The following is a 13,771-nucleotide window of genomic DNA, read 5'->3' as shown; positions in this document are numbered from 1 at the left end:
AACAGATTTCAACATTTTTCTACATTAAATATCGAACGTTTTGAAAACCAAAACGATAAGCATTCGTATTCTAAAGGACCCTTAAAAATGTAAGCCCTTTCTTAGTCGGTGACTATAGTATATAACAAAAACAGCATATAAAAAAGCCTAATTGTAAAAACAATTAGGCTTTTTTTAAGAACTTTTTTCTTGCACATCTTTAATGAGTACTCCCCTTGGTTTACTACCTTCATAAGGACCTACTACACCATTCATTTCCATGGCATCAATTAAACGAGCTGCTCGCGTATATCCTACTCTAAATCTACGTTGTAACATAGAAACAGATGCTGTTTGCATTTCTACTACAAGCTGAACCGCTTCATCGTATAATTCATCTTCTACTTCCTGCTTTGTTTCAGGAACATCTTGTGGAATCATATCCTCTTGATATTGCGCTTTTTGCTGCGCAATAACAGATTCTACGACTCTCTCAACTTCATCATCTGATAAAAATGCCCCTTGTACACGAACAGGTTTCGATGCACCAATTGGTATGAATAACATATCTCCACGACCTAGCAACTTTTCTGCACCACCACCGTCAAGAATCGTTCGAGAATCTATTTGGGAAGATACAGCAAATGCAATACGCGATGGAATATTCGCTTTAATAACACCTGTGATAACATCAACTGACGGGCGCTGAGTCGCAATAATTAAATGAATACCAGCAGCACGTGCCATTTGCGCTAAACGCATAATCGCATCTTCTACATCCGAAGAAGCAACCATCATTAAATCAGCTAACTCGTCCACAATTACTACAATATATGGTAATTCAGGTTGTTTCGCTTCCGATTGGCTATTATGTTCTTTAATATAATCATTATATCCTTCAATGTTACGCGTACCGCTATGCGCAAATAATTCATAACGACGCTCCATTTCACTCACAACTTTCTTCAAAGCCTGTGATGCTTTTTTCGGATCAGTTACGACTGGTGTTAATAAGTGCGGAACACCGTTATATACATTTAACTCTACCATTTTCGGATCAATCATCATTAATTTTACTTCATGCGGTTTTGCACGCATTAAAATACTTACAATAATTCCATTAATACATACACTCTTTCCACTACCAGTCGCACCAGCTACTAATAAATGGGGCATTTTATTTAAACGTGCCAATACAGCCTCTCCTGTAACATCACGTCCAAGACCGATTAATAACTTCTCTTCTGGGTGGTTATTCGCCTTTGAATCAAGAACTTCTCTCAGCGTTACCATAGAAACTTCTGAATTCGGAACCTCAATCCCTACAGCTGATTTCCCGGGAATAGGTGCTTCAATACGAATGTCTTTCGCTGCTAAAGCAAGCGCTAAATCATCACTTAAACTAACAATTTTACTTACCTTTACTCCCATATCAGGATACACTTCATATTTCGTAACTGCAGGACCTCTATGTACTTTTGTTACTTTCGCTTTCACACCAAAACTTTGGAATGTACGTTCCAATTTACGAGCATTTTCATAAATTTCCGCATTTTCATTTGTAACTTGCTTATTTTGGGGAAACTTTAATATATCAAGCGAAGGAAGCTTATAATCTTTATTTTCCACATTAGAAAATTGCATAGGAGGTGCTTTCGTTTCACCTTCTAGCGATTCAACGATTTTTTCTCCTCGTTTCTTGTGAGGTTGTTCTTCTGGCGCAGGCGGAACTGCCTCTTCAATAAACGGAGGAGTGATTAAATCATTTTCTTCTAGCTGCTTTTCCGTCTCTTCACGTACTGGATAATTCTCAGTAAAATTCGAAATAATTGGTGGACCAATTTCTATTTCTTCTACTGGCTCAATAGCTTCTTCTTGTTCAGCAACACGTTCACGCCTCTTGCTTCTTGTTGTTTTTTTCTTTTCAGTTTGCTCGGCAACCCTTTGAGATTTCCAATCTTTATAATCCCCTTGCATTACTTGAAACTGACTTCTAAGAATTCTCCCTACCGGAGCAAGTACTTCTCCAATATGTTTATTTGTTATACAAAGTATTCCAAGAATAACTAAAATAATTCCAATGATATATGCCCCTACTTCGTCAAATAAGAAGTAGCACGTTGCGAACATCAATGCACCGAACATACCACCACCTAAATGAACACTATCCGGGCCCTTTTTCATTTCAAGGAAGAAGTAATCTTTTGTACTAACAATTACAGAAGTATTTTGTACAGCTCCATCTTTCGTAAGCAGGTTAAATAATGTAATATGACTAAACATTAATATTGCTAGTACAATTAAATAAACACCTATTAGCCGTTTATTTAAAAGGTTGGGCCATCCCCGCTTTATTACAAACGCAACAGATAAAGCTATTACACCTAACACACCAATTATGTACCACTCACCAAAGAAGAAGCGAAAAAATAACACAAACGATTTCCCTACAACACCTAGCTGTAAAATCGTAATAATCGAAAGTGCAAAAAGAGTCAACCCGACGATTTCATAATACAAAGTTGGCTTTATCGTACGTCTTGCCTTAGCCTTCGTCCCTCTTTGCTTTTGTTTTGCCATTTCTTCACCTCGTGTTCTAAAAATTAAGTACAACTTTCTTATAAAAAAGCTCTACTTACATGTCTTTCTCTCTATTTTTCAGGTCTTTATATCTTCTATTTTTACACTTCTTGTAAAATGTTAAATAAACAGAAGAAAGCAGCCTACTCATGGCTGCTCAACCGTCTTGTTTTTTATATTATACCATAGCTCCTAAACAAAATCCTTCTTTTTGCTAAAAGGTAATTTTCTGTCCAGGCTCAAACTCTAGGTAGTGAGACGGATTCGTACTTAATACACGTACAATAGAGTAACATTGATTATCCTCCTCAGAAACCACTAATTCCACGCCATTTATATTCACAACTTTTTGACTTTCGCATTGTGAATAATCGGCCGGATACACAAGTTGCTCTGGCATAATTGTATATAAAATCATTGTAGCATTGTCCCTTCTGTACTATTATCCTTGCGTTCATCAATTAATTCGTTTAATTTTCGAAGTGCGCTACCAATACCACCGACACCATCTATAAGACCATACTTCACTGCATCTCCACCTATTACATTCGTCCCAATATCTCGCGTCAAATTCCCTTTTGCAAACATAAGCTCTTTAAAACGATCTTCCGTTACTTTCGAATGCTTTGTCACAAATCGAATGACTCTTTCTTGCATTTTATCCAAATACTCAAATGTTTGTGGCACACCTATAACAAGACCAGTTAAACGAATCGGATGAATTGTCATCGTCGCTGTTTCGGCAATAAATGAATAATCAGTTGAGACCGCAATCGGTACACCGATTGAATGCCCTCCTCCTAAAACAAGAGATACAGTTGGTTTTGAAAGCGAAGCCACCATTTCAGAAATCGCTAATCCAGCTTCAACGTCACCCCCAACTGTATTTAATATTAACAGTAAACCTTCAATTTTTGGATTTTGTTCAATCGCGACAATTTGCGGAATGATGTGTTCATATTTTGTTGTTTTATTTTGTGGTGGCAACTGAATATGACCTTCCACCTGCCCAACAATTGTTAAGCAATGAATACGCGATTCATTCATTTGTGGTACATTTGTCTGTCCAAGTTGCTGAATTTTCTCCACTATAGAAGCCTCTTTTGGAACTTCTTTCGGCTCAGCTTCTTTTTCTTCATTTGTATAACGATCACGTTCTGTCATATCGCATCCCCTTTCACTCGTATATAACTATTATTTCTTAAGTTATGAATTTCATTCGATAGGGTTAAAAAAGAAAAAGATCACCTGTAAAGGTGACCTTCTTTATACTTCCATAATAATCGGTAAAATCATTGGCTTTCTCTTCGTTTCTTCGTACAAGAACTGCCCTAATAATTCACGAATATTTTGTTTCAACATAGACCATTCAATTGTATATTCTTTAATTGATTGTTCAACAATCATACGTACAATATCTGTGGATCGTTCGATTAATGCTTCCGATTCACGAACATATACAAAGCCGCGTGAAATAATTTCTGGACCAGAGATTATTTTCTTTTCATCCTTACCAAGTGTTACAACAACAACTAAAATTCCATCTTGAGATAACATCTTTCTATCTCGAAGAACGATGTTACCGACGTCACCTACACCTAATCCATCAATTAAAACATTACCAGCTTGCACTTTACCAGCTAATTTTGCTTCATCGTCACCAAAAGCAATTACATCGCCTTTTTCTACGATAAAGATATTTTCTCTCTTAATACCTACATCTTCCGCTAAATACGCATGTGCTTTTTGCATACGGAACTCACCATGTACGGGTACAAAATACTTCGGCTTCATTAAATTTATCATCAGCTTTAATTCTTCTTGGCTACCATGACCTGAAACGTGAACTTTTCTTTCACCGTAATAAATAACCTCAGCACCAGATCTAAATAACAAGTCAATAATTTTTGATACAGATACTTCATTTCCTGGAATTGGAGAAGCTGCAATAATAACAGTATCACCTTTACGAATTGAAATTTGTTTATGAGCTTGTTTCGCCATTCTAGAAAGGGCTGCCATCGGTTCCCCTTGACTACCAGTCGTTAAGATAGCTACCTTTTTTTCCGGGAAATTGTCTATTTCTTGTAATGAAATAACCATACCTTCTGGAACATCTAAATAACCAAGACGTCTTGCAATATCTACCACTTTCACCATGCTACGTCCTACTACCGCTACTTTCCTTCCAGTTTCAGCAGCTGCATCAAACACTTGTTGAATACGGTGTACATTGGAGGCAAATGAAGCAACAATAATACGCCCTTCTGAACTATAGAATACTTTAGAAATCTCTATACCAACTTCTTTTTCCGAACCTGTATAACCAGGACGTTCAGCGTTTGTACTATCAGATAACAAGCAAAGTACGCCTTCATTTCCAATTTGTGCCATTTTCCCAAGGTCTGCTCCACTATTTCCGATTGGAGTTTGATCAAATTTAAAGTCTCCTGTATATACTACAGCACCTTTTGATGTATGGAAACAAACACCCACAGAATCCGGAATACTATGTGTCGTTCCGAAGAATGACACATTTGTTGAATTAAACTCTACTGTTGAATTCGAGTCAATTGTTTTTAAGTCTACACGGCCTAACATTCCTGCTTCGCCAAGCTTTTCTTGTATAAGTCCTACCGTTAATTTCGTCGCATATACTGGAATAGATAATTTACGAAGCACATAAACAATTCCACCAATATGATCTTCATGACCATGGGTAATAAATAGTCCTTTTACTCGCTCTTGATTTTCTACTAAATATGTAATGTCAGGAATAACAATATCAATCCCAAACATTTCATCTCCCGGGAACATCAATCCGGCATCTACAATAAAGATTTCAGAATCAATTTCAACACAGTACATGTTTTTTCCGATTTCACCTACTCCGCCAAGAGCAAATACTTTAACAGACTCATTCTCTTTTCTCTTCATGTTGTTGCCTGGTTTAAAAATCTTGCAAACACTGATTTCACTAAAATTGCAGAGACACCAGGGGAAACTCTACAACCACCATATATTCACCGTCCAAGACGAATGTCCTTACCGTTATGCGATATCATGTCCTTGTTAATTTTTTAAACCAGGTTTCACCTCTCTTTCATTATATAAATCAAATATCTTATTCGATATGATATGAAAATTTCATTAAATCTTAATTTTTACCAATTTTGCTAAGCATACCCGTACTAAGCTACTTAGCCATATTATAACTGATACAAGAAATAGAACACAAGTTAAATTATGCGAAAGACAAGAGAAGACATTAAAATGAGATTATAATTTAAGAGGGCAAAATTCATATCAGTTTTACTATTTTCCCTACGTAATAAGAGTTTGATGGAAAAATATTCATGTAAATTCTTTACATAAACATGAAACGATATTCACTAAAAAAATCTTATCTCTGTAATCAGTTTCTTACTAATTCTCCCCCCTGCCATCCCCTTCTTATTACAGCCTATTAACTATAGCTAATTTTCATCACTTACATATAGTTAGTCAAAATAAAAATGACCTAGTTTCACACTAGGTCATTTTTATTAACGAGGAATAGATTGCATTACGGATTGTAACGTTATTCTTTCTTCTTCCGTTAATGGAAGAAGTGGCAAACGTACAGAACCTACATTTAATCCCACCATTTGTAATGCTGTTTTTACTGGTGTTGGGCTCGGCGCCATAAATAGTGCATCCGTTACTTTTACTAGTAATTGATGTAATTTCTGCGCTTTTTTGAACTCTCCAGCTTGGAATGCAGCAATCATTTCTTGCATTTCATTCCCGATAACATGAGATGCTACAGAAACAATACCTTTTGCTCCAATTGCCATAGCTGGTAATGTTAAACCATCATCACCGCTGTATACTGCAAAGTCGTCCGCTGTTTTTTCAATGATTTCTGTCATTGTTAATACATCGCCGCCTGCATCTTTAATCGCAACAATGTTTTCTATTTCTGATAAACGAACAACTGTATCAACGGAGATTTGTACAATAGATCGTCCTGGAACATTATATAGCATTACCGGAAGCGGAGTGCTTTCAGCGATTGTTTTAAAGTGCTGGTACATCCCTTCTTGACTCGGTTTATTATAATACGGTGCCACTAGCATAACTGCATCAACACCAACTTCAGTTGCCTTTTTTGTTAAATCGACAGAAGCATGCGTATTATTGCTACCTGTTCCAGCGATGACGGGCACCCTTTTATCGACAACAGATACGACATGGCGATATAACGCTACTTTTTCTTCTGATGTTAATGTAGGAGATTCTCCAGTCGTCCCTCCTACCACGATTGCTGTTGTACCGTTATCAATTAAATAATTTACCAATTTCGTTGTCTTTGCAAAATCGATATTACCATTTTTATCAAACGGTGTTACCATCGCGGTTGCAATTGTCCCAAAATCTATCATGATCTCACTCCTTATTGTTCCAGTTGCTTTTCTTTTGAAAGCTCAAATGCACTATGTAATGCATTCACAGCCTCCACTAAATCGGCTTCTTTTACAAGAACCCAAATTGTCGTATGACTATCTGCTGATTGCAGAATTTGAATACCTTTTTCCGCTAAAGCTGTGACAATTTTCGCTGTAACCCCTGGAATACCTGCCATTCCAGCACCAACGATAGAAACCTTCGCACAATGCTCTGTCACCACTGGATCATATCCAAGTTGCTTTAAAACCTCAACTGCACGCGCTGATACACTATCCTTTACTGTGTAAGCTACACCAGTAGGAGAAATGTTAATTAAGTCCACACTAATCCCTTCATTAGCCATTTCTTTAAACACGTGTTGTTGTAAATCATATGCAGTTTCTTTTGCAAGCACTTTAATTTGCGTTACGTTTGACACATGGGCAATCCCTGTAACAGGACGTTCTTCTACATCCTGCCCTTTTGTAGCACCATCATATGCCGCAATAAGCGTACCTTCACTATCAGAATACGTAGAACGTACACGAAGTGGTACTTTTGCATGCATCGCAATTTCAACCGCACGCGGATGAACAACTTTCGCACCCTGATAAGCCATGTTACAAATCTCGTTATATGTTACAGTTTGAAGATGACGTGCATCTTTTACGATACGAGGATCCGCAGTCATAACACCTTCAACATCTGTGAAGATATCGATATATTCAGCATGAAGCGCAACACCTAATGCTGAAGCTGAGGTATCACTACCTCCGCGTCCAAGTGTTGTCGTATCTCCATTTTTCGTTTGACCTTGGAATCCAGTCACGACGATAACATCTACATTTTGTAACTCTTCATGTATACGATCGCAATTCATTTCAATAATCTTAGCATTCGTAAAGTCATTATTCGTTACAAAACCAGCTTGCGCACCATTTAATGCTGCTGCTTTTATACCATTCTCATTCAACATGTTAGAGAAAACAATTGCTGAGATTAATTCTCCGCATGATAATAATAAATCTTGCTCACGTTTAGAAATATTAGGTTCCTCTTGATTTACAAGACTTAATAACGTATCAGTTGCATACGGTTCACCTTTACGGCCCATTGCTGATACAACAGTAACTACTTTATAACCAGCAGCTAACGATTTTTTTATATGGTGAAGCGCATGCTTGCGCCCATTGTCATCACGTACTGATGTACCACCAAATTTTTGAACAATAATTTTCATATTTTGCACCTTCTCTTAGCCGTTTACACTAATTGTAATTTTACTAAGCGCTCTGCAATTTGAACAGAATTCCATGCAGCGCCTTTTAATAAGTTATCAGATACGACCCAAAGGTGGAATCCTTTATCATTATTTAAATCTTTACGGATTCTTCCAACGAATACTTCATTTTTACCTACTGCAGTAGCTGGCATTGGATATAACTGCTCTGCTGGATTATCTTGCAGTACAATACCTTCTGCATTTGCAAGTAAGTTTTTCATTTCTTCTACTGTTACGCCTTTTTTATCTACTTCAATGTATACAGACTCGGAATGACCCGATACAACTGGTAAACGTACACATGTCGCAGCTACTTCTAATTCAGGCATATGCATAATTTTTTTCGTTTCATTAATCATTTTCATTTCTTCGAATGTAAATCCATTATCTTGGAATTTATCAATCTGTGGAATAGCATTAAAAGCGATTTGGAAATGCTTTTCGTCACCTGATACAGGTAAAACATTCGCCTTTACTTCTTCGCCATTTAAGATTGCTTGTGATTGTTCATGAAGTTCTTCAATAGCTGCCGCACCAGCACCTGATACAGCTTGATATGTGGAAACGATTACTCGTTTTAAACCATATTGCTGGCGAACTGGCTCAAGAGCTACTACCATTTGAATTGTAGAACAGTTTGGATTTGCAATAATACCATTATGTTCTTTTAAATCATTTTCATTTACTTCAGGTACAACAAGTGGCACGTTTTCTGTCATACGGAATGCACTTGTATTATCAACAACAATTGCACCGCGCTTTGCTGCTTCTGGCGCTAATTGTTTCGATACAGATCCACCTGCACTAAATAGTGCAATATCTACTCCTTCAAAACTTTCAGGAGTTGCCTCTTGAACTGTAAATTCTTCGCCTTTAAATACAAGTTTCTTACCTGCAGATCGTTTAGATGAAAGTAACGTTAACTTCCCAATTGGAAATTCTCGTTTCTCTAAAGTATTTAACATTTGTTCACCAACTGCGCCGGTTGCTCCAACTACAGCGACATGAAAAGTTTTTTGCTTTTCCATCACTATGCCCCTTTCTAGATACCAATCCTTCTATAACTTAGAATTAGAAGGAGCTTACAATGCCCCCTCTAATCTTAATAACGTTAATTTTATCATATTCTACAGTAAGAATGATGGTTTCAACAAAAATTGTACGTTTTTTTCGTTTTTTAATTCATATATCTGAATTTTTCTACAACAACAGGTTGTAATTGTTTTCCTTGTAGCGCTTCCAATACTGTATCTTCAAGTAACTCCATACGAGCTACCATTGAGTTCGGTTTTTTCTCTGGTGCATCTTGGCCAAATGGTACGAAGTAGATGTCTTTTGTAGCCATTAGGCGCATGAGATTTACTCCATTAAGCCCTAAAGCATCATTCGTCGAAACAGCCAATACGACAGGCTTCCCATTTCTAAGCGTCGCTTTTGCTGCCATTAATACTGGAGAGTCTGTCATTGCATTTGCAAATTTACTCATCGAATTCCCTGTTAGTGGTGCGATCACCATGCAATCTAGTGGAATTTTCGGTCCTAGTGGCTCTGCGCCAACGATTGAATTAATTGCCTTAAAACCGGTTATTTCTTCGATCTTTTTAATCCATTCTTCCCCTTCGCCAAATCTAGTATTTGTTGATTGGACAGTATAAGAAACAACGGGACGTACTTCTGCACCTTCTGCAATTAACTTCTCTAAATGTGGCATAACTTCTTCATACGTACAATGTGACCCTGTAAATCCGAAACCAATTCGTTTTCCCTTCAAACTCATTTCTCATCATCCTCCTTTGCGATTGCATCCGCTATTAATAACTGAGAAAGAACATTCGCTAATATTTGTCCTGCTGTTTTCGGTGCAACAATCCCAGGAAGACCAGGTGCTAATAATGCCTTCACTCCACGCTTCTCCGCATAGCGAAAGTCCGTGCCACCTGGCTTAGAAGCTAAATCAATAACTAGCGTATGAGCTGGCATTTTTGAAATAACATTCGCTGTCACAACGAGATGCGGAATTGTATTAATAACAATATCGATATTACCTACTTCTTTCTCTATGTCTTGCATATGAAAAGGAGAAAACATCATTTCTGTAATACGAGCAATATGTTCCGAACGTCTCGCTCCAACTTTGACATGTGCTCCTAATGATTGAAAGGCTCTTGCAACACTCATACCAGTTCTACCAAATCCTAAAACCATTACATTCGATCCATGAATTGTGTAATCAGTATGTTGAATAACCATCATTAGTGTACCTTCTACGGTCGGAATAGAGTTATAGATTGCAACATCATCACGATCAAATAATTTTACAAGTTTGCGATTTGTAGTAGCTACGAGATTTTCCAAGTAAGGTGTACCAATACCTGAATATATAGTGAAGTTTTCTGGCGTCTTTTCAATTTGTTCTTTCGTTATGGAAACTTTTTCATTTGAAAAAATAGTATCTACTTCTCCTCTGGCATTCGTCCCTGCAACCGGCAAAATAATTGCATCTAAAGAAGTGAAATTTAAATCTTGTATACTTTCCTTTGCTGCCCCTGTGAAGCCATGATCTAACTGTTCAAACCCTATTAATGAAAGTTTCGCGTCCAGTTCGACTAGCTTGCGAATTACTTCTAGCTGCCGTGCATCTCCTCCTATGACAGCAATATGCATCTCAGTCAACATTCCCTAATTCACCTTCTTTTTCTTTCATTTATAAGAAAAATGCCTACTTTTTCTTTTTCCTCCACATCATATGTAATGTACGAGTTTGAGGTGATTGAAAAACAAAAAGCACACGTGATTTATCTTCTTTATATAAAGATAAAAAAAAGACAACCAAAATGGTCATCTTTCACTATGATCTTGAATGGTTCGTAAGATCGCAAAGTATCATATCATTTCCAACCTTCTTTATTTTGCTCCATTCTACTCTCACTTCTTGCTGTTCTCTTTTAAAACCTCCCCATTTCCCAGCAGGTATAATAAGCGCTTGTATTTTTCCATCTCTCTCATCAATTTCTAAATCTGCATGACCTAAAACTCCCATTTTTTCTGCTCTTTCTAAATCCACAATCTCTTTGCCACTTAATTCACTTAAACGCATTAAATCTCCCCCTATCCTACTTTTTATGAAGGTTATCCTATAATAAGTACCTATTCTCCATATATAAAAAAAATAACCGTATCTCATATAAAAGAGATACGGTTATTTCCGAAAGCGAATGAATTACAAGATCGATTAAAGTTTCATTCCTTTTGGCAGTTTTCCATCTGGACTAATAAGTGCCGCAGAGAATTCATCGGTAAACATATTGCGAATTAACTCGTCTACATTTTGCTTTGTTACAGTGTTTACACTTTCAATAATCTCATCAAGAGAACGATGTTTACGAAGGAGCAATTCGTTTTTACCATTACGGCTCATACGACTATTCGTACTTTCTAAACTTAACATTAAGTTTCCTTTTAATTGTTCTTTACTGTTAACAAGCTCTTTTTCTGTAATACCTGTATTTTTCAACGTATTTAACGTTTCTTGCATTGTTTCATACAGTGTATCTAATTGTTTACTACCTGTTCCACCGTAAAGTGTTAACATTCCTGTATCTTCATAAGAAGAGTGATAAGAGAACACTGAGTACGCTAACCCGCGTTGCTCACGTACTTCTTGGAATAAACGGCTACTCATACTACCGCCTAAAACATTATTTAATACAATTAAGTTATAAATATCTTCGTGTCCCATTTGCAAGCCTTTATATCCTAAACATAAATGAGCTTGTTCTGTTTCCTTCTTACGTGCTACTTTATTGAAATGGAAAATTGGGCTATGTACTTGTTCACGATTTGTTGTCCCTTCGTAACTACCGAAATATTGCTCTACAGTTTGTAAAAATGCTTCATCAATATTCCCTGCAATTGATACAACAACATTTTCAGGTGTGTAATGATCTTTCATATATTGACGTAACGTATCACCTGTAAATGTTTCAAGCGTTTCTTCTGTTCCTAAAATAGGATATCCAAGCGGATGCGTTTCATATGTTGCTTTCGTTAACATATCATGCACAATATCATCTGGCGCATCTTCGTACATTTTTATTTCTTCACATACAACATTCTTCTCTTTTTTCAGTTCTTCCTCATCAAATGTTGAATTAAAGAACATATCTGCTAAAACATCTAATGCATATTTAGCATGCTCATCTAGCACTTTCGCATAGTAACATGTATATTCTTTTGAAGTAAAAGCATTTACTTGTCCACCAATGCTATCAAATGATTCTGCAATCTCTCTTGCACTTCGCGTTTCTGTCCCTTTAAAGAACATATGTTCCAAAAAGTGCGAAACCCCATTATTTTTTTCATTTTCATTTCTTGAACCTGCGTGGATCCATATACCAATCGCAACCGAGCGTACAGTTGGTATATTCTCCATAACAATTCTTACACCATTTTTACACGTATATTTTTTAATCAAAAACTTTCCTCCTAATGCCAGTTTCTCTAAATAATTGCTATTATTTAATGATAACAAGTTTAGAGATGAATGTCATGCAAATGTATTTAATCCACACGTTTTTCATCTAGTAATTCTGTAATATTCCCCACTTTATATCCTTGTTCCTTTAAATTTTTAATCATAGTATCTAGCGCTTCTGTTGTAGATGAAGTAGGATGCATTAGCACAATAGCACCTGGATGTATTTTTCGCATTACTCTCTGCAATAGCACACCCGGTTCTGGCCGCTTCCAATCAATTGTATCTACAGTCCACATAATCGTCCCCATTTGGAAATCATCCGCTATTTTTACTACCTCATCCCGAAAGCTTCCACTTGGCGGAGCAAACCATCTCACTTTCTGATTTGTAGCTGCTTCTATCATTCGATTCGTTTTTTGTAATTGATCTCGTATTTCATCTGTAGACAGCGTTTTCATATTAGGGTGTGTGTAAGAATGATTTCCTACTTCTTGATTTGCATCGACAATCATTTTGGCAAATCGTAAGTTTTCTTTCACCCAGCGTCCTTCTAAAAAGAAAGTCGCCTTCACATCATGTTTTTTCAATATCTCTAATATACGTGGCAAATACTCATTACCCCAGGCCACATTAATTGTTAATCCCACCATCTTTTTATTTGGATGTCCTCGATAAATGGGAGCTGGTGGTAAATCTTCTAAGTGAACACTCGGTGATACTTCCTTAAATTCAAGTTGTTTTTGATCAAACTTCTTGATTTTCTTCATATTATTATAGGACGCTTCTATATCCACTTGTTTTCCATTATACCCAGGCGTCGCCTTCCAAATCTTATCAATCATCGCATTTTGCGGCATAATCTCGTACTGTTTTACATGCTTTTGAATCTCTTCATGCAAGTTATCCTGCGCAAAAACGGAATAAAAGCCACAACCCATATATAAAGAAAATATAAATATGTACGCTAATATACGAGCTTTCATATAAACCCTCCCATTAACTATAAAAAAGAAACCATTTTCTTC

At 36.7% G+C, this 13,771-nt stretch carries 12 protein-coding genes; all 12 read right to left on the bottom strand.

Features of this window, described 5'->3' with window-relative positions; all coding sequences use genetic code 11:
* Positions 1-174: 174 nt before the first annotated feature.
* The gene (locus JFU18_RS24125; RefSeq protein WP_201031669.1) at positions 175-2,559 is read right to left on the bottom strand and encodes a DNA translocase FtsK; all 2,385 of its coding nucleotides are present in this window, start codon (positions 2,557-2,559) and stop codon (positions 175-177) included.
* A gap of 214 nt (positions 2,560-2,773) precedes the next feature.
* On the bottom strand, positions 2,774-2,977 hold the full coding sequence (locus JFU18_RS24120) for a YlzJ-like family protein (RefSeq protein ID WP_002088064.1): 204 nt from the start codon (positions 2,975-2,977) through the stop codon (positions 2,774-2,776).
* Entirely contained in the window at positions 2,974-3,723 is a 750-nt protein-coding gene (tepA, locus tag JFU18_RS24115) for a translocation-enhancing protein TepA (protein WP_002014582.1), read from the bottom strand. Before tepA ends, JFU18_RS24120 begins: the two co-directional genes overlap by 4 nt.
* A 102-nt stretch (positions 3,724-3,825) precedes the next feature.
* Positions 3,826-5,496: a ribonuclease J gene (locus tag JFU18_RS24110; RefSeq protein ID WP_002190494.1), complete on the bottom strand. Its 1,671-nt coding sequence runs from the start codon at positions 5,494-5,496 to the stop codon at positions 3,826-3,828.
* A 608-nt stretch (positions 5,497-6,104) separates the two neighbouring features.
* Positions 6,105-6,983 (bottom strand): 4-hydroxy-tetrahydrodipicolinate synthase, encoded by an 879-nt coding sequence (dapA, locus tag JFU18_RS24105; RefSeq protein WP_085312219.1) that lies wholly within the window; start codon positions 6,981-6,983, stop codon positions 6,105-6,107.
* An 11-nt stretch (positions 6,984-6,994) separates the two neighbouring features.
* On the bottom strand, positions 6,995-8,227 hold the full coding sequence (dapG, locus tag JFU18_RS24100; protein ID WP_002088068.1) for an aspartate kinase: 1,233 nt from the start codon (positions 8,225-8,227) through the stop codon (positions 6,995-6,997).
* Positions 8,228-8,250: 23 nt separating this feature from the next.
* Complete coding sequence (gene asd / locus JFU18_RS24095; protein WP_201031671.1) at positions 8,251-9,297, bottom strand: aspartate-semialdehyde dehydrogenase; 1,047 nt, start codon at positions 9,295-9,297, stop codon at positions 8,251-8,253.
* Between the two features lie 149 nt (positions 9,298-9,446).
* Complete coding sequence (gene dpaB / locus JFU18_RS24090) at positions 9,447-10,046, bottom strand: dipicolinate synthase subunit B (RefSeq protein WP_002111357.1); 600 nt, start codon at positions 10,044-10,046, stop codon at positions 9,447-9,449.
* Positions 10,043-10,945: a dipicolinic acid synthetase subunit A gene (gene dpaA / locus JFU18_RS24085; RefSeq protein WP_002128797.1), complete on the bottom strand. Its 903-nt coding sequence runs from the start codon at positions 10,943-10,945 to the stop codon at positions 10,043-10,045. Before dpaA ends, dpaB begins: the two co-directional genes overlap by 4 nt.
* 172 nt (positions 10,946-11,117) lie before the next feature.
* Complete coding sequence (locus tag JFU18_RS24080) at positions 11,118-11,366, bottom strand: YlmC/YmxH family sporulation protein (RefSeq protein ID WP_002014571.1); 249 nt, start codon at positions 11,364-11,366, stop codon at positions 11,118-11,120.
* A gap of 135 nt (positions 11,367-11,501) precedes the next feature.
* Positions 11,502-12,743 carry a M16 family metallopeptidase gene (locus JFU18_RS24075; RefSeq protein ID WP_002088150.1) on the bottom strand — a complete coding sequence of 414 codons (1,242 nt, stop codon included), beginning with the start codon at positions 12,741-12,743 and terminating at the stop codon, positions 11,502-11,504.
* Positions 12,744-12,829: 86 nt separating this feature from the next.
* Positions 12,830-13,729, bottom strand: coding sequence for a polysaccharide deacetylase family protein (locus JFU18_RS24070; protein ID WP_085312222.1), 900 nt, complete (start codon positions 13,727-13,729; stop codon positions 12,830-12,832).
* Positions 13,730-13,771: the final 42 nt, after the last annotated feature.

It is taken from the genome of Bacillus sp. TH22, assembly GCF_016651015.1.
GTDB lineage: Bacteria > Bacillota > Bacilli > Bacillales > Bacillaceae_G > Bacillus_A > Bacillus_A mycoides.
Note: the sequence above shows the minus strand (reverse complement) of the source record. Positions and strands in the feature narration are given on the sequence as shown.

Bases quoted from the DNA above. Each gene is read 5' to 3' on its own strand.
- JFU18_RS24125 (WP_201031669.1), bottom strand. From the start codon at position 2,559: ATGGCAAAACAAAAGCAAAGAGGGACGAAGGCTAAGGCAAGACGTACG.
- JFU18_RS24120 (WP_002088064.1), bottom strand. From the start codon at position 2,977: ATGATTTTATATACAATTATGCCAGAGCAACTTGTGTATCCGGCCGAT.
- tepA (WP_002014582.1), bottom strand. From the start codon at position 3,723: ATGACAGAACGTGATCGTTATACAAATGAAGAAAAAGAAGCTGAGCCG.
- JFU18_RS24110 (WP_002190494.1), bottom strand. From the start codon at position 5,496: ATGAAGAGAAAAGAGAATGAGTCTGTTAAAGTATTTGCTCTTGGCGGA.
- dapA (WP_085312219.1), bottom strand. From the start codon at position 6,983: ATGATAGATTTTGGGACAATTGCAACCGCGATGGTAACACCGTTTGAT.
- dapG (WP_002088068.1), bottom strand. From the start codon at position 8,227: ATGAAAATTATTGTTCAAAAATTTGGTGGTACATCAGTACGTGATGAC.
- asd (WP_201031671.1), bottom strand. From the start codon at position 9,297: ATGGAAAAGCAAAAAACTTTTCATGTCGCTGTAGTTGGAGCAACCGGC.
- dpaB (WP_002111357.1), bottom strand. From the start codon at position 10,046: ATGAGTTTGAAGGGAAAACGAATTGGTTTCGGATTTACAGGGTCACAT.
- dpaA (WP_002128797.1), bottom strand. From the start codon at position 10,945: ATGTTGACTGAGATGCATATTGCTGTCATAGGAGGAGATGCACGGCAG.
- JFU18_RS24080 (WP_002014571.1), bottom strand. From the start codon at position 11,366: ATGCGTTTAAGTGAATTAAGTGGCAAAGAGATTGTGGATTTAGAAAGA.
- JFU18_RS24070 (WP_085312222.1), bottom strand. From the start codon at position 13,729: ATGAAAGCTCGTATATTAGCGTACATATTTATATTTTCTTTATATATG.